This is a genomic window from Streptomyces sp. SS7 (assembly GCF_037993025.1).
Taxonomy (GTDB): Bacteria; Actinomycetota; Actinomycetes; order Streptomycetales; family Streptomycetaceae; genus Streptomyces.
Genome location: NZ_CP141223.1, coordinates 5365047 through 5381359 on the forward strand (window position 1 = coordinate 5365047; position 16313 = coordinate 5381359).

Sequence of the window (16313 nt, forward strand, 5' to 3'; positions counted from 1 at the left end):
GATGCCGCCCCTGCTCTTCCTCGACGTCGACGGGACGCTGATCCCGTTCGGTGGACCGGGTCCCCACCGGGAGTACGGCACCTCGTCCCACCCCCTGCTGCCCCGCCTGGACCCGGCCCTGGGGCCCCGGCTGCTCGCGCTGGGCTGCACACCGGTCTGGGCGACGACCTGGCTGCACGAAGCGAACGAACTCCTCTCCCCCTGGCTGGGGTGGCCCCCGCTGGACGTGGTCGACTGGCCGGAGGACACGGAGGTGCCGGCCGGGTGGTGCGGTGCCGCTCTCCACTGGAAGACGCGGGTGCTGGTCGAGCGGGCCGCGGGACGCCCGTTCGTCTGGCTCGACGACGAGATCGGCGACGTCGACCGCGCCTGGGTGAGGGCGCACCATCCCGGGCCGGCGCTGCTGCGTCGGATCGACCACCGGTACGGGGTCGGGGAGCAGGACTTCGCGGCCGTGCGGGCGTGGGTCGCGGAAGCGGACCAGGGCGGGTGGCGCGGGCGCGCGTCAGGAGCGCAGCGCGTCGACGGGCTCCATGCGCGAGGCCCGGAGTGACGGGTAGAGACCCGCCAGGAGCCCGACGAGCGCCCCGGCGACCGGAGCACCGAGGGCGAGCCGGACGTCCAGCACCGGAGTCCACTCCCGGACGGCCGACACGGCGACCACGACGACCATGCCCAGAGCGGCGCCGATGACGCCGCCGAGCAGTCCGATGGTCGTCGACTCCACCAGGAACTGCCCGGCGATCTGCCGTCGGGAGGCACCGAGGGCGCGGCGCAGTCCGATCTCCCCGATCCGCTCCATGACCGTCACCAGCGTCACGTTGGCGATACCGATCGCCCCCACCACCAGCGAGACCAGTCCGAGGACCAGGAACAGGCCGTTGACGTCGCCCTGCACGCCCGTGCGCGCCTTGGCCGGGTCGGACGGCGCCGTGACGGCGAGGGCGCTCTCGGCACCGGGCGCCAGCGCGATCGGGGCCTGGTGCGCCACCTGCTTCGCCGCGCCGAGCGCCGTGTTGATCAGCACCCGGGTCACCTCGCCCAGGCCGAGCCGGTCCTCGGCCGTCGTGGGCGGCAGGATCATCGCGGTGGAGAGCTGCTGCTCCCGCTCGGCCTCGCCGAGGATCCCGATCACGGTGTAGGACTGGCCCCTCAGGAAGACCGCGGGGGAGCCCTGCACCGAGCTGATGCCCAGCAGCCGCGCGGCCTGGTCGCCGAGCACCGCCACCCGGTCGTGCCGGGCGATGTTGCCGCCGTCGAAGAAACGCCCCACGGTCATCCTGCCGCGCACCGCGGCGGGCAGCGTGGGGGACGCGGCGAACACGGCCATGGTCTGGCCGCTGACGTCCCCCGGGGCCACCACGTCGTTCGCCCGTACCTGGACGCTCGCGGTGTCCGTGGATCCAGCGAGCGCCGCCACCGACTCGACCCCGGCCAGCCTCCGGACCGCGTCGACCCCCGACCAGTCGACGAGCGGGACCGCGCCGGCCGCCGGAGGCACCACGACCGTGACCGAGGTGGCGGTCAGGGCGTCGAACCGGCCGACGATCTGATTGCCGGCCGTGGCCGAGACCCCGATGGTGATGACCAGGGTGGTGATGCCCAGAACCGTTCCCAGCGTGGTCAGGGCGGAGCGCATCGGACGGGCGAGCACACCCGCCAGCGCCTCGGCCCACAGGTCCCGGACATCCATCCGGGGACGCTCCGCGCCCCCGGCGTGGCCGCGGCGCCGGGTCCTCATCTCCCCTCCTCGGTGAGCCGTCCGTCGCTGATCCGCACCCGCCGGTCGGCCCGTCTGCTGACCGCCTCCTCGTGCGTGATCACGACCAGGGTCATGCCCTGCTCGGACAACTGGTCGAAGAGGTCCAGGACCGACGCGGTGTTCTCACTGTCGAGGTTGCCGGTGGGCTCGTCGCAGAGCAGCAGAGCCGGCTCGCCCATCAGGGCCCGGGCGATCGCCGCCCGCTGTCGCTCCCCACCGGAGAGCCGGTCCGGACGGAAGCCGGACCGGTGGGCAAGGCCCACCCGTTCCAGCGCCTCGTCGGCCCTGGCGCGGCGGCCGGCCCGGCCGCGCCCCGGACGGGCCCGGCGGTAGGCCTCGGCCAGCATGACGTTCTCGTCCACGGTCCGGTACGGCAGCAGATGGAAGGACTGGAAGACGAAGCCGATCCGGCTGCCGCGCAGCGCCGTGCGTTCCAGGTCGCCGAGCGTGTTGGTCTCCACCCCGTCGAGCCAGTAGGAGCCCGAGGTGGGGCGGTCCAGCAGTCCCAGGGTGTTGAGCAGCGTCGACTTGCCGGACCCGGACGGGCCGACGATCGACAGGTGCTCGCCGCGCCGGACCGCCAGGTTCACGTCGCGCAGGGCATGCACCGGCGGTTCGGAGTCGAAGATACGGTCGACGGACACCAGGTGGATGACCGCGTCCGTCCCGCCGAGCGGGGAGCTCATTGCCCGATCACCACCTGGTCGCCCGCCTGCAGGGCGTCACCGGACGGGGTGACCTCCACCTGCCCCTCCGCGGAGAGTCCCGCCTTCACCGAGACGTCCACCACCGTGCCGCCGCGCCGGACCTGCACCGTGGCCTGTCCGTCGGCCGCCGTGTGGAGCGCGGCGATCGGCACCGTCAGCGCCCGGCCGGCCGACGATCCCACCTTGATGGTCACCTTCGCGGAACCGCCCGCGTTCCTGGTCAGCTTCCCCGCCGGGAGGGAGATCTGCACCGGTACGGGAGCCGACGCGTCACCGCTCCCGCCGGACGACGCCCCCTGCGCGGTCGTGCCGTCCGCCGTACCCGTCTTCGGCACGTCGTCGCCGAGTGCCACCAGCTCGCCCGCCACCTTCTTGCCGTCGGTGGTCTCCACCTCCGCCGTCATGCCCTTGTGGAGCAACCTGGCGTCGCTGCCCTGGACGACGGCCTGCACCACGACCTTCGAGCTGGTCACCGTGCCGATCGGTCCGGACGGGCTGTCACCGACCTTCACCGTCACCTTGTCCAACCTGGCCGGCAGGTCCGGCAGGAAGACCACCTCGCCTGCGGGGATCTTGGTCCCGTATCCGGCCCGGAAGGCGGAGAGCGCGGTGTTCGCCGCGTCCAACTGCTGCTGTGCCGCCTTGAGCTGGAGCCTTTCCGCTTGGCCAGTGGTGCCGGAGCCGGAGCCGGAGCCGGTGGCGGTGCCTGTGCCCGCACCGGTTCCTGCGCCGGTGCCTGTGCCGGTTGGTGTGCTGCCGGTGCCCCCCTTGCCGTTGGCTTCCGTGCCGTCGGTTCCCGTGCCGTTGGTGCCCGTACCGTCGGCCTGCGTGCCGCTGGTCTCCGTACCGCCGTCGCCGCCCGTGCCGCCGCTCGGGTTCCGGGCCGCGAGGAGGCCCTGCTGCGCGGCGGTCACCGCCGCCTCGAGCGTCCCCAGCTGCTGTTTGTCGGCGATGCCGGGCTCCTGCGCCTGGAACCCCTTGCTCCTGTACCAGCGGCTCACCGCCGTGGCGACGCCCTGCCCGTACTGCCCCGTGGCCGCACCGGAGTCGAAGCCGAGCCGGGCCAGGGCTCGCTGGAGCTGCCTGACATCGTCTCCGGAGGTGCCGGGACCCAGGGTGCGGTACATCGGGACGGAGCCGCGCAGCACCAGCACCGGCCGCCCGCTCAGCTGCATCAGCACGTCGCCCTCCTTCAGCACCGCCCCGGCGACCGGTGCCTTGGTGACGCGCTGGGCCACGGGGTCGGTGGACCCGGAATCCGGGGTGCCCACGGGCCCGGCGAGGGCCAGACTCTGCGGGGAGTCGAACTCCACCGAGCCCTGGGCCACCACGCTCGCGGTCAGGGACCGCCGCTCGACCGCGACGGTGACCGGTCCGGCCTTCGGCGGTTTGCGCGCGGCGGCCGCGTCCGCGGGCGACTGCATCTGCGATCCGGCGAACCACCCGCCCGCTCCCACCAGCGCCACGGCGGTGACGATGATCCCCAGCTGTCTGGGGCGGCTGTTGCCGCCCTTTGGGCGCTGCATGCTCTTCCTCGGATCGCGAGAGGGACGTCGCTCGGTCGGGTCGGGTGCCGGCTCGGCCGGCTCGGCCGGCTCAGCCGGCACCGGTGGACCCCGGGGCCTTGAAGAACTTCGGGAAGTAGGCGGCCCGGAAGTCCTTGCCGCACGCCAGGTCCTTCATGGCCAGCTCGATCTCCTTGGTGAGCAGCGGCAGTGCCTCGGCCTTGCTCATGGTCTGGGGGGAGGGCCGGCTCTCCGGCAGCTTCCCGTCCGCGCCCGCCTCCACCGATACGGCGCCACCGGCCCCGGCGGGAGCCGCTGCCGCCGCCTGGAGCTTCACCATCTCCCCGATGCCGGTGGGCTGGGTGGTCGTGACGGGGATGCCGTCCTTCCTCAGGCACGAGGCGTACGACTGCGCCAGGCCGACCAGTTCCCGGTCCCCGTTGAGGGCCTGCGCGTTGGCCTGGTTCTGGGAGGAGGACGCGGCGCTGCGGTCCTCGACCGACTCACCGCCGTAGACCTCCTTGTCGGCCGTTCCCATGCAGCCGGTCCAGTCCTTCTGGCCAACCTTCGGGTCCGGGGGGCCGCCCAGCGCCTTCTCGTAGGCGGTCTTCTGTGCGGGGGTGAGCGTGTCCAGGTACTTCGCGTTGGCCGAGGGCTCGTTCGCCGCCTTGCGCGACACCTGGGGGTCGTCGGGGTAGACCGCGACGGCGGTGTAGCCGAAGCCGTACTTCTGCCGGAACTTCTTCGTCAGTCCGTAGTCCGCCCCGTCGGTGGCCCAGCCGGTCCTGAAGTCCTCGGGCGGATCGGGGGTGTAGGTGAACCCCTGCTTCCTCATACAGGTCGCGATCGCGTTCTCCACGAGGTACTGCTTCTTGAGTTCGGCGCCGGCGTCCGCGGGGATGTCGAGCTGTCCCGACGACCCTGACCCGGCGGAGGCCTTCCCGCCGCTCGCCGAGGTGCTTCCGTCGCCCGCCGAGGAGGACGAGGGCGACTCACCGCCGCCCCCGCAGGCCGCCAGCAGCGGCAACAGGCTCACGGCCACGGCCAGTTTCCGGACAGTGCGGCTTCCAGACATGTGTCCATCCGATCGAGAGGAATCAGGCAAGTGGGAGTGCAGGTGGGTGGGAGTGGAGGTGGCAAGTGGAACGTTGGGGAGTGGAACGGTGGGGAGTGGAACGGTGGGGATCGCGGTGACCCGGTTCCACCGGAGGCCCACGGTGGTGTCCGCAGTTGATGACCATGGGCGCGGATCATGACCAAGCTGTAACTGCGGGCCCGCTACGCGGGCGGCCCGGAGACGAGGTCGCCGTCCTCGTCGTAGGGCCAGGCGTTGGCGACACAGCCGTGCAGGCCCTTGATCTGCTGCATCATCACGGGCGCGAGCCGCCCGGGACCCGCGCAGCCCTGGTGCGTGTGGTTCAGGAAGTGCCCCATCTCGTGGTTCACGATCAGCGCCCGGTACTCGTGGATCGGACCGTCGAACGTGGGCGAGCCCCGCACCCAGCGCTTGAGGTTCACCACCACGCCGTCGGGAACCTCGCAGTTGTACTCGCCGTGCGTGTCCTGGCGGATGCCCGCCCAGCACAGCGCGTCCGCGGTCCCCGGTGTCGCGATCTTCACCTTCAGGTCATAGGGCTGCCCCGCGCTCACCAGCTGGAACGAGGACACCCCGTTCCGGGTCCAGCCCCGGGGCGCGCCGAGGATGTCGGCGATCTCGTTCGCCGCCCGGTCCGGCGAGATGCCGATCCCCGTCTCGACCTGCACCACATAGCGGAGCGGACGCGCTCCCCGACCGACCTTGGCGCCACCGGCCCGCGCGGTGACGAAGGTGCCGGGCCCTGTCGCGGGTACGTCGATCCCGGAGGAGGCCGGGGGCGAGGCCGGCGCCGAAGGCGGTGTCGAAGGCGGCGGTGTCGAAGGCGGCGGTGTCGCAGGTGGCGCAGACGTCGGCGTCGCGGGTGGAGTCCGGGCCGGGGCGGGGCTCGTGGTGTGCGCCGTGTCGCGCGGGCCCGGCACGGAGGCCGTCGTCTCTCCTCGCCCGCCGTCCACCAGGAAGAACGCCGTGGAACCCAGCAGACCGACCGTCACCAGCGCTGCGGCCAGGTGGGTCCGGCCCCGGCGCCGCGGACGCGCCCGGCGGTGGGAGGTCCGGTGGCGGCCGCCGACGGGCGGTGCGGGGTCCCGCTCTCGTACCGAATGCATGGCAGCTCAAGCTGGCCATGTCACATGATCGCACCGAGCTCAAACGGTCACGGGACAGTAACGACTGTCCGTTCCCGTAGTACGGATGGCGGAATGAAGCCAGGGACCGGCCGCCGGGCCTCGAACGGCCGAAACCGCGTCCGCCAACGGCAGTCGATGTGCGGTGGGTGTCCCGTTCAACTGTGGGCAGCCGCCTCTGGAGCGCTCATCGCGGAAGTTCATGTTCACGAGAACGGGGGAGTGCTTGGAGGATCTGTCGCACTTCCTGTTTCCGCCGTCGACTCGCTCTCGGTGAAGGTCCGAAAATGACTGCAGATGTGCACCGTCTCGGGAGGCGGTCACGAGGGTGCGGGGGTTCGCATTGTTCACGAGCTGCGGTTCTGGCTCACTTTCCGTGAATCATCACGCGGAGTGACGTTTGTCGGGCGGGCGGGGCCTCGGGAAGCTGCCTGAAAATGATTCGTCCCCAGTGCGGTGTGGCTGACAGTTCGGCCCGTGGCAGAAGTAGTGCTCCGGCTGGAGGAGTTACTGTTCCCGTCGATCTCGGACGTGGCTGTGCTGTCGGTCGACGTGACCGACGAAGCGGTACGTATCGAGGCCCAGAGGACGGTGGCCGGGTCCGCTTGCCCTGGCTGTGGAAGCTGATCGCGGCGGATTCACAGCTCCTACCTGCGGTTTCCCGCTGATGTGCCCAGCGGTGGCAGACGGGTTGTCCTATGCCTGCGGGTCCGCAGGTTCCTCTGCCCGCTCATCTCATGCGGGCGGCGGACCTTCGTCGAGCAGATGCCGGGGCTGACACGTCGGTACGGCCGACGGACCGAGCGCCTGCGGTCGACGCTGGCTGCGGTTGGGCTCGCGCTCGCCGGTCGGGCCGGGGCCCGCATGGCGAGAGTCTTTGGCCTGTCCGTTAGCCGCAGCACGGTGCTGCGGCTGGTCGAATCCTTGCCCGACCCGGAAGTTCCCGCCCCGCGCGTCGTCGGCGTCGATGAGTACGCCACCCGCAAAGGCCGCCACTACGGGACCGTCCTGGTCGACGTAGAAAGCCGACGCCCGGTGGACCTGCTGCCTGACCGTGATCTGCCGCGATCGGGCACCGTTCTTCGCAGAAGGCGCCACCGCCGGGGCGCCCCAGGCGGTGCAGGTGGCGGACAGGTGGCATCTCTGGCACAACCTGAGCGAAGCCGCCGAGCGTTGTGTCGCAGACCACCGCGGATGCCTGCGGGTGCTGGTGTCAGATCCAGCCCAGCCTGCCCCCGAGCTGGAGAAGTTCGAAGACCCGTCCGGCTCGCCCTGGCCAAGGGGACACCGCTTCGCCGACCGAACCCGAGCCAACCACGCGACCGTCCACGAACTGCTGACCGCCGGACTCAGCCGGAGGGCGATTGGCCGCCAACTCCGCATGACCTCGCGAACCGTCAAACTCTTCGCCGACGCAGCCACCCCGGAGGACCTCTTCCGCGGGCAGTGGCAGGGTCGGCCGTCCAAGCTGGACGCGTTCAAGCCCTACCTGGATGACCGCTGGAACCAGGGCTGCACCAACGCCTGGGCGGTATGGGAGGAGATCGTGCCGCTCGGCTATCAGGGCAGCTACCAGCGCGTTCGCGCCTACTTCCGGGAGAAGAGGACCTCTCCCAACCCGATCACAGCTCGGCCACCGTCACCCCGCGTCGTCGCCGGCTGGATCCTCCAGCGCCCCGAGACCCTCCCTGAGATCGACCACCTTCGGCTCAAGGCAGTCCTGGCCCACTGCCCCGAACTCGACGCCCTCACCACTCACGTCCGGTCCTTCGCCCAGATGCTCACCGAGCGCCAGGGCGAACGGCTTCCGCAGTGGCTCGACGCCGTCCGGCGCGACGACCTCCCCAGCCTCCACACCCTGGCCGCAGGCATCGAACGTGACCGTGATGCCGTCATTGCCGGGCTCACCCTGCCCTGGAGCTCCGGCGTCGTCGAAGGACACGTCAACCGGATCAAGATGCTCAAGCGCCAGATGTTCGGACGGGCCGGCTTCGCTCTGCTGCGGAAGAGGGTTCTTCTGGCCAGCTGACCACAGCCACCCATAGGGTGACGGAGACGAGAGAAGAGCACGATGGATCCCCGTATACACCGCCTGCGTCGCAAGCTGGTCGCGATCCCTTTCCAACCCCTGCGCAGCCACTCCTTCGGGGAAGAGCAGCACAAGTTCCGCCTCGGCCCGAAGCTGGCGGAAGCACGCGTCGCTGCGTTCGAGGCCGAGCACGACATCGCCCTGCCCGATGCCTACCGGCAGTTCCTCACGCACGTCGGCGGCTCAGGCGCGGCACCGTTCTACGGCCTCATGCCGCTGGAGCAGTGTTCCCTGCTGGTCATGAATCCCCGCGGAGAACCAGGGAAGCCCCGCGGCTTCGACGGCCGAGACCCCAGGGCCCACGGACGCGATCTCTTCCTCCACATCATCGAAATGGGCTGCACCGACGTATGCGTCATCGCGGTGACCGGTCCCCTCACTGGCCGCGTCCTCATCGGCAACAGCGACGGGTTCTGGGGCCCCAACGTCTCCTCCGCCACCGACTTCCTCGACTGGTACGAACGCTGGCTCAACCACATGAGCGCCGGACGCGACAACCGGGCCCTGGAACTCACCTCACCCCAGCTTCGTGCCCATCCCGACAGGCATCGCATGGCACCGAAGATTTGACTCTCCGTAACCACTCCACGGAAAGTGAGCCAGAACCCGAGCTGCGGCAGTGCCGCTGCCGATGTTCAGTGGCGGTAGGCGGCTGTCGCGATCTCGATGAATGACCGGGTCAGCGGGTTGGTGTCTCCTTCGTTGCACGCCGCCACCACTCGGCTCGGCGCCATGTCGGTCAGCGGCACCACGGTGAACTCCGCGGGCAGGCCGTGTCCGAGCGGGGCCAGGCCGACCGTGCCGTTCCACAGCACAGCCTGCAGGCATTCCTGGACGGCGCGCACCACTGGTCCCTCCCGCGGCCTGCCACCGTTCCAGTACGACTGCCAGATGGGGTCGGTGCCCTGCGGGAACTGGAACCACCGGCGGTCGTGCAGCTCGGTCAGGCGCAGCGCATCACGGCGGGCCAGCGGATCGTCGGCGCGCAGGACCACGCCGACCGGATCGGTCCGCAGCGCACGCACCGTCAGGGCGGTCTCGTCGAACGGCGCCCGGGTGAGGGCGACGTCGACCAGTCCAGCGCGCAGTCCGCACGTCGGGTCGGTCAGGTCGGTGTCGCGGATGCGGATGTCGACTCCGGGGTGGTTGCGGCGATAGGCCGCGGCCAGCCTGGCCACTGCCGGGTCGGTGGCGTCGCCCAGAATGCCGACGGTGATGGTCGCGACGCCGGCTGCTGCGCTCACGCGGACCCGGACGCGGTCGGCGTGGTCGAGCAGGGCTCGCGCCTCGCCGAGCAGCACCGTGCCCACCGCAGTGAGCGTGACGCCGGTGGGCGAGCGGGCGAAGAGCAGAGCCCCTGTCTCGGCTTCCAACTGCTTGATCGCCCGGCTCAGCGGCGGCTGACTCATGTGCAGTCGGGTGGCGGCCCGGCCGAAATGGAGTTCCTCGGCGACCGCCACGAAGTAGCGCAAGGTCCGTAGCTCCACGCTGCAACGATATCCATGAGGTATCGGCTCTGCCGAAGGGGTCTTGGACACCGGCGAGGTCCCGGCGGTGCACTCGTGACCATGACCGACGAAGCGAAGACCAGCGAGCCGCAGACCGACCCCGCCGTATCGGTGGTGGGTCCCCGCGACGGCGAGACGATCGTTCTGGGCACCACGCGCATGCGCGTTCTCGAGGACGGCAGCCACACCGGGCACCGCCTCGCGATCGCCGAGTCCGTCCTCGCCCCGCACACGCAGGGCCCGCCGCAGCACCGCCACGGTCTGCACGACGAGGGCTTCTACGTTCTCTCCGGCACCGTGCGGTTCACCGTCGGGGACGAGGACTACGACGCCACCGCGGGGACGCTCGTCATGGTTCCGCCCGGCACCCCGCACACCTTCGCCAACCCGACCGACCAACCCGCCGTCATGCTCAGCACATTCACACCCGACCTGTACCTGCAGTACTTCCGAGACCTTCAGGAGGTGCTCGCCGGTGGTCGGCCGCTGACGCCACAGGCCAACATCGACGCGATGAGCCGCTACGCGACTCGGCCCGCCACCGACCTCGCCTGAAGCCGAAGGGACGGGGAACGGCCCGGCTGCCCTCCCTCCGGCCTCCGGGACCGTGGCGCTCCCGCCTTTCGCGTCCGAACCCCTCGGGCGACGGACCGGCCGCCTCCAGGGGCTTCCCCGGCAATCGACGTAATCGACAGGCCCCGTGAAACGGGGCCCTGGTGAACGGGAACCATGAACATCGCCTATGGGATCGCCGCGGGACTGCTCGCGCTCTTCTACTTCTACGCAGGAACTCTGAAGGTGATCCGCAGCCGCGATCAACTCCGACCGATGATGGCTTGGGTCGACCGCGTGCCGTTGCCTGCCCTCAGGGCGTTGGGGGCGGTCGAAATACTCGGCGCGGCCGGTCTGATCCTGCCACCGCTGACCGGCGTCGCTCGCTGGCCGGCACCGGCCGCAGCCATCGGCTTCGTACTTCTGCAGACCGGTGCGATCGCCGTTCACCTGACCGGCGAAGACCGCAGGATCACACTCAATGTCGGACTCCTCGCCGCCGCGGCCGTGACTGTCTGGTTGGCCACGAGGGTGTGATTGTGGATCAGTTCGAGAATGGACAGCACCGGATCGAGGGGGGCGAGCTCGTGATCGTGGTCGACTCCCGGTCGTCAGGCTGTGCGCACCGCCATCAGTGGTCCGCTTGCCCATGCCATGCGGACGCATCGGAAGTCTTCGCGTTCGTCCAGCTCGGCCAGGAGGCGTTCGACGGAGGCGTCGTGGCCGTCCGGCCGGCCGGGCTGGGGGAAGAGGTCGTCGATCAGGCAGGTCCCGGTGCTGCCAGAAGGCCTCCTGTGCGGTCTTCGCTGGGCAGGATGAAGCCCGCGTCGCGAGCCTTGGAGCGTAACGCGGGCAGGGCGGTCGGGGTGCGGCTCGGCGTGTCGTCCATTCGCAGATGATGCGAGGAGCGCGTGCTTGCAGGCAAGGTGGGCATCCGTCGAACCGGACCAGGTCACCCGCTCGCGACACCCGAGGACACGGCGGCACCTGCCCCCTCCCGCACCGGGCCGAGCCGGACCCGCGTGTCCGCTGACAACAGTTCAGCCTCCAGAACCACGGCCAGGACCCGGCGCCGGAGCCGGTGGAACGCCGGTAGCCGCCCAGCCACCGCGCATTCGCCATCAGCACCGCCCCGGCTTCCCCCTGTGGCGCGACACACTATTGCAAGCAGGTGCTTGCAATAGTTAGCGCTAGTGGTGCACAGTGGGGACATGGCATCGCTCAACGTCGGCAATCTCGGTGACTACCTGCGCGAGCAGCGGCGTAACGCCAAGCTCTCGCTCCGGCAGCTCGCCGACGCCGCCGGGGTGTCCAATCCCTATCTGAGCCAGATCGAGCGCGGGCTGCGCAAGCCGAGCGCGGAGGTGCTGCAACAGGTCGCCAAGGCCCTGCGGATCTCCGCCGAGACGCTGTACGTGCGCGCCGGCATCCTCGACGCGGAGCGGGACCGGGACGAGGTCGAGACCCGTGCGGTCATCCTCGCCGATCCCACCCTGACGGAGGCGCAGAAGCAGGCACTGCTGCAGATCTACGAGTCCTTCCGCAAGGAGAACGGATTCGAGAGCGGTCAGGAGAGCCGGCCCGGGGACGAGGGCGACGCCGATCCGCAGCAGACGGCCAGTTGACCGGACCAGGGGACCGGCCGCCGACTGCGGACTCGTACGACCCTCAGCCGAAGACGACGAATGTGAATCCGGGAGGACCTACCACCATGGCCATCACCGACGACCTGCGCAAGACCTTCAGCGACCCGACCCCGCTCTACTTCGCCGCGGGCACCGCGGACCTGGCCCTCCAGCAGGCGAAGAAGGTGCCGGCCCTGGTGGAGCAGCTGCGCGCCGAGGCCCCGGCCCGTATCGAGGCCGTGCGCAACACCGACCCCAAGGCCGTGCAGGAGAAGGCCGCCGCCCGCGCCAAGGAGGCCGGGGTCAAGGCCAAGGAGGCGCAGGAGACCTTCCAGACGAAGGTCAACGACTTCATCTCCACCCTCGACGGCGACATCAAGAAGCTCGGCACCACGCTCGACGCCGACCTGAAGAAGCTCGGCGAGTCCGCCCAGGACCTCGCGCTGCGCGGTGTCGGCGTCGCCGCCGAGTACGCCGTCAAGGCCCGCGAGACCTACGAGAAGGTCGCCGAGCACGGCGAGCAGGCCGTGAAGACCTGGCGTGGCGAGGCCGCGGAGGAGATCGAGGAGCTGGCGATCGTCGTCGAGGGCAAGGACGCCCCCGCCGCCGAGCCGAAGTCCGAGCCGAAGCCCGAGTCGAAGCCCGAGTCGAAGTCCGCCCCGGCCGCCGAGGCCAAGACCGAGCCGGCCCCGGCGCCCGTGAAGAAGACGGCCGTCAAGAAGGCGCCGGCGGCCCGCCGGACGACCGCGAAGAAGACGACGCCGCCCGCCAAGTGAGACGCGGCGCCGGCCTCGACGCCGACACGGAGATACGGTCACGGGCCGGGCACGGAAACGCTGCCCGGCCCGTTGTACGGGGTGACGAGCGCGCGGTTGCGGGTACGGTGACCGCGTAAGGACGAACCGGGTCGTGCCTAGTCGGGTGGTGGACGTAGTGCTGATGCAGGGTTTCGCAGGGTTCATGTCACTGTTGAGCCTGGCCCTGATCGTGTTCAGCGGCTTCGCTCTGATCGACGCGGCCGTCCGCCGCGAGGACGGCTACCGCGCCGTCGGCAAGCAGACCAAGCCCTTCTGGATGATCATCCTCGGGATCGCCTTCGTGGTGAACCTGATCTTCCCGATCCTGTCGTTCCTGCCGGTCATCGGCCTGGTCGCGACGATCGTCTACATGGTCGACGTCCGCCCCGCCCTCCGAGGCCTCCCCGGCGGCGGCCGCAGCCACCGAGGCGGCGGCTCCAGCAGCGACGGCCCGTACGGCCCGTACAACGGCGGCCGCTAGAGCCCCTTCCCGGGCCGGGGGCCCAGCCCCCTACCCGCCCCCGTACCGTCCTACGGCCCTACGGCGAAGCCCCGCGGCGAAGCCCTACGGCACCCGGTCCAACAGCACCACGGCCACGTCGTCCGTGAGCTCCCCGCCGTTGAGCTCCCGCACCTCACTCACCGCGGCCCGCAGCAGCTCCTCCCCGCTCAGCCCCTCGGAGAACTGCCGCCGGATCATCTCCACCATGCCGTCCTGCCCGAGCCGCTCCTTGCGTCCCGCGCCGACCCGCCCCTCGATCAGCCCGTCGGTGTAGAGCATCAGGCTCCACTCCGGCCCCAGCTCCACCTGCATCCGGGGCCAGCGGGCCCCCGGCACCAGTCCGAGCGCGGGCCCGTTGTTCTCCTGCGGCAGCAGCCGCGCCGGCCGCCCGGGGGCGGCGATCAACGGCGCCGGGTGCCCGGCCAGGCAGAGCCCGGCCCGCCGCCCGTCGGGCGCGATGTCCACCGTGCACAGCGTCGCGAAGATCTCGTCGTCGTCCCGCTCGTGCTCCAGCACCTGCTGCAGGGTTCCGAGCAGTTCGTCACCGCACAGCCCCGCCAGGGTCAGCGCCCGCCAGGCGATGCGCAGCTCCACGCCGAGCGCCGCCTCGTCCGGGCCGTGCCCGCAGACGTCGCCGATCATCGCGTGGACCGTGCCGTCGGGGGTGCGGACGGTGTCGTAGAAGTCGCCCCCGAGCAGCGCGCGCGAGCGGCCGGGGCGGTAGCGGGCGGCGAAGCGCAGCGGGGAGCCCTCCAGGAGCGGCGTGGGCAGCAGCCCGCGCTCCAGCCGGGCGTTCTCCTGGGCGCGCAGCTTGCCCTCGGCGAGCCTGCGCTCGGCTGTGTCGGAACGTTTCCTCTCAACGGCGTAGCGGATCGCGCGGCTCAGCAGCCGGCCGTCCAGCTCGTCCCGGAAGAGATAGTCCTGGGCGCCGACGCGTACGGCCTCGGCGCCGCGCTCGGCGTCGCCGGAGGCGGTGAGCGCGAGCACGGCGTGCCGGGGCGCGAGCCGCAGGACGTGCCGCAGGACGGCCAGTTCCTCGGTCTCGCCACCCTTCGTGGCCCGGCCCGGCGCGGGGAGCGCGAGGTCGAGCAGGATGCAGTGCACGTCGTCGGTGAGCAGCCGCTCGGCCTCGGTGAGATTGCGGGCGGTGCGGACGCGGATGGGCTTGCCGTCCGAGTCGAGCAGATCGGGCACGATCGGCGCGGCCGTGGGGTCGTCCTCGATCAGCAGCAGGGTGAGCATGGGGTGCGCGGTGTCGTTGTCGGCCGTGGCGGCGTCGCGCACGGTCTCGTCGTCGGTGCGGGCGGCGTCCCGCCGGGGCGGGTACGCGTCACCGGAGGGGCCGCCTGCTGCGGGCACGGCCTGCGCCTGACCACACTCCGCGGCCGGGATCGCTCTCTGCCGCGGTACGGGTGCGGGCATGTGTCGGGTTCCTTCCCTCCCCCCGAGGGCACGGCGGGGACGAGGGACCTCGACCCACCGACGGGGACCATAGCGGCAGAAGGCGCCACAGCGGAATGGTGTGCGGCACGCTGCTTGATCTCAGGCCACTGTCATATGCCGCGTTCCGTACCGCAGTTGGGCAGGCCGGTACAGGACGCGGATGACGAAGGTCACGTCCGTAGGGGGTTTGGGGCGTCCGGCCGGTGCCGTGCGTCACGTGTGCGGGGTCACGAGGGTGGTGAGAGGGCCGGTTCGGGGCTTTCGCTCCTATGCGTCCGGGCGCACCACCGCGAGGATCGGCATGGTGCCGGCCCCGGCGAGGGTGACCGTGCGGCCCGGGCGGGGGGCGTGGATGATCGCGCCGTCGCCGACGTAGAGAGCGACATGGCTCGCGTCGCCGAAGTAGATGATCAGGTCGCCGGGGCGCATGTCCGCGACGGGTACGTGCGGGAGCTGCTTCCACTGCTCCTGCGAGGTGCGCGGGATCGGGTGCCCGGCGCTCTTCCATGCCTCGGAGGTCAGCCCGGAGCAGTCGAAGGAGTCCGGCCCCTCGGCACCCCACACGTACGGCTTCCCTATCTGCGCGGTCGCGTAGGCGATGGCCTGCTTGCCGGCCGCGCTCGCCTTGCCGTCGATCTCGTCGAGGATGCCGGTGTTCAGCCAGGCGGTCTGTGCCTTCTGGTCGGCCTGTTCCTGGAGTTGGGCGAGGCGTTCCTTCTCCGCCTTCTCCAGCTGGGACTCCAGCTTCTCGGCCGCGGCGATCTGCTTCTCGATCTTCTTCTGGGCCGTCGCCCTGGCCTTGCGGTTGGCCTCCAGCTTGGTCCACTGGGCGGAGGCGTCCGCGGAGTACTGCTCCAAGTCCTGCTGGATGCGGGTCAGTTCCGCGATCAGGCCCTTGGTCGCGCGCTGGCCCTGGAGCACCCGGCCGGCGCCGTCGAGGAAGTCGCCCGGGTCGTCGCTCAGCATGAGCTGGGCCTCGTCGGGCAGCCCGCCCGTGCGGTACTGGGAGCGGGCGGCGGCACCGGCCCGGTCCTTCAGCTTCGCGAGCCGCTCCTGGCCCTCGACGATCTTCTGGGCGAGGGCGACGATCTCCGCGGACTGCTTCTTCGCCGCCTCCTCCGCCGCGTTGTACGCGTCGGTGGCGACCGCGGCCGCGTGGTAGAGCGTCTCCAGCTTCTCGCGGACCTCTTCCAGGTCCTTGCCGGGCGGGAGGGTGAGGTCGGGGGCGGTCGTCGCCGTCGGGGACGGAGTGGGGCTGTCAGGGGCGGCGAACGCCGCGCCGGGTGCCCCCAGCACGGTCACCGCGCAGACGACCGCCACCGCGACCGCGAACAGGCCGCGCTTGCCCGGACCCATACCTCTTCCCCCCAACTGATTTCCCGTCAGTAACTTACGGTGCTCGGGGGATCGTGCCACGTCACGGCCGAAAGTGACAGAGTCGGGCCCGGAACCGACAGGTACCGAACAGCTGACCCCTTCCCCACGCACCTTTCGGCACGCCACCGGAATGATGATCGCCCCGTCGATGTGACGAACGACTCAAGGAGATCGTTCCCATGTCCCACCAAAGGGTGAACGATCGGTGAAACAGCGGCGAGGCGGC

16 protein-coding genes are annotated in these 16313 nt (G+C 70.8%); 8 read left to right on the plus strand and 8 right to left on the minus strand.

Going from position 1 to position 16313, the window contains the following annotated elements; genetic code table 11:
* The first annotated feature begins 1 nt into the window (after position 1).
* Complete coding sequence (locus U5640_RS24810) at positions 2-553, plus strand: hypothetical protein (protein WP_340377945.1); 552 nt, start codon at positions 2-4, stop codon at positions 551-553.
* On the opposite strand, the gene U5640_RS24815 is transcribed toward U5640_RS24810, so the two are convergent.
* The 5 genes from U5640_RS24815 to U5640_RS24835 form a co-directional block, all read right to left on the minus strand.
* Positions 506-1741, minus strand: coding sequence for an ABC transporter permease (locus U5640_RS24815; protein ID WP_340377946.1), 1236 nt, complete (start codon positions 1739-1741; stop codon positions 506-508). The genes U5640_RS24810 and U5640_RS24815 overlap by 48 nt on opposite strands.
* A complete protein-coding gene (locus U5640_RS24820; protein WP_340377947.1) occupies positions 1738-2448 on the minus strand; it encodes an ABC transporter ATP-binding protein in 711 nt (236 codons plus the stop codon). Before U5640_RS24820 ends, U5640_RS24815 begins: the two co-directional genes overlap by 4 nt.
* Positions 2445-3995, minus strand: coding sequence for a peptidoglycan-binding protein (locus tag U5640_RS24825; protein WP_340377948.1), 1551 nt, complete (start codon positions 3993-3995; stop codon positions 2445-2447). The genes U5640_RS24820 and U5640_RS24825 overlap by 4 nt, the downstream gene beginning before the upstream one ends.
* A 70-nt stretch (positions 3996-4065) precedes the next feature.
* Entirely contained in the window at positions 4066-5010 is a 945-nt protein-coding gene (locus U5640_RS24830; RefSeq protein WP_340377949.1) for a hypothetical protein, read from the minus strand.
* Between the two features lie 242 nt (positions 5011-5252).
* Positions 5253-6176 carry a DUF3152 domain-containing protein gene (locus U5640_RS24835; protein WP_340377950.1) on the minus strand — a complete coding sequence of 308 codons (924 nt, stop codon included), beginning with the start codon at positions 6174-6176 and terminating at the stop codon, positions 5253-5255.
* Positions 6177-7575: 1399 nt separating this feature from the next.
* On the opposite strand from U5640_RS24835, the gene U5640_RS24840 reads away from it, so the two are divergent.
* Both U5640_RS24840 and U5640_RS24845 read left to right on the plus strand, forming a co-directional pair.
* The gene (locus U5640_RS24840; protein WP_340377951.1) at positions 7576-8223 is read left to right on the plus strand and encodes a transposase; all 648 of its coding nucleotides are present in this window, start codon (positions 7576-7578) and stop codon (positions 8221-8223) included.
* A gap of 42 nt (positions 8224-8265) precedes the next feature.
* Complete coding sequence (locus U5640_RS24845; protein WP_340377952.1) at positions 8266-8853, plus strand: SMI1/KNR4 family protein; 588 nt, start codon at positions 8266-8268, stop codon at positions 8851-8853.
* A gap of 65 nt (positions 8854-8918) precedes the next feature.
* Here U5640_RS24845 and U5640_RS24850 read toward each other — a convergent pair whose 3' ends face one another.
* Positions 8919-9770, minus strand: coding sequence for a LysR substrate-binding domain-containing protein (locus tag U5640_RS24850; protein ID WP_340377953.1), 852 nt, complete (start codon positions 9768-9770; stop codon positions 8919-8921).
* A gap of 81 nt (positions 9771-9851) precedes the next feature.
* On the opposite strand from U5640_RS24850, the gene U5640_RS24855 reads away from it, so the two are divergent.
* The 5 genes from U5640_RS24855 (at position 9852) to U5640_RS24875 (ending at position 13246) form a co-directional block, all read left to right on the plus strand.
* Positions 9852-10346 carry a cupin domain-containing protein gene (locus U5640_RS24855; RefSeq protein ID WP_340377954.1) on the plus strand — a complete coding sequence of 165 codons (495 nt, stop codon included), beginning with the start codon at positions 9852-9854 and terminating at the stop codon, positions 10344-10346.
* A gap of 174 nt (positions 10347-10520) precedes the next feature.
* Positions 10521-10880 (plus strand): DoxX family protein, encoded by a 360-nt coding sequence (locus U5640_RS24860; protein WP_340377955.1) that lies wholly within the window; start codon positions 10521-10523, stop codon positions 10878-10880.
* Between the two features lie 674 nt (positions 10881-11554).
* Complete coding sequence (locus U5640_RS24865) at positions 11555-11968, plus strand: helix-turn-helix transcriptional regulator (RefSeq protein ID WP_055638318.1); 414 nt, start codon at positions 11555-11557, stop codon at positions 11966-11968.
* A gap of 86 nt (positions 11969-12054) precedes the next feature.
* A complete protein-coding gene (locus U5640_RS24870; protein WP_340377956.1) occupies positions 12055-12744 on the plus strand; it encodes a hypothetical protein in 690 nt (229 codons plus the stop codon).
* A gap of 157 nt (positions 12745-12901) precedes the next feature.
* Positions 12902-13246 (plus strand): DUF2516 family protein, encoded by a 345-nt coding sequence (locus U5640_RS24875; protein WP_340385308.1) that lies wholly within the window; start codon positions 12902-12904, stop codon positions 13244-13246.
* Positions 13247-13330: 84 nt separating this feature from the next.
* Here U5640_RS24875 and U5640_RS24880 read toward each other — a convergent pair whose 3' ends face one another.
* Entirely contained in the window at positions 13331-14689 is a 1359-nt protein-coding gene (locus tag U5640_RS24880; RefSeq protein WP_340377957.1) for a fused response regulator/phosphatase, read from the minus strand.
* Positions 14690-14977: 288 nt separating this feature from the next.
* Positions 14978-16066 carry an NlpC/P60 family protein gene (locus tag U5640_RS24885; RefSeq protein WP_340377958.1) on the minus strand — a complete coding sequence of 363 codons (1089 nt, stop codon included), beginning with the start codon at positions 16064-16066 and terminating at the stop codon, positions 14978-14980.
* Positions 16067-16313 lie beyond the last annotated feature (247 nt).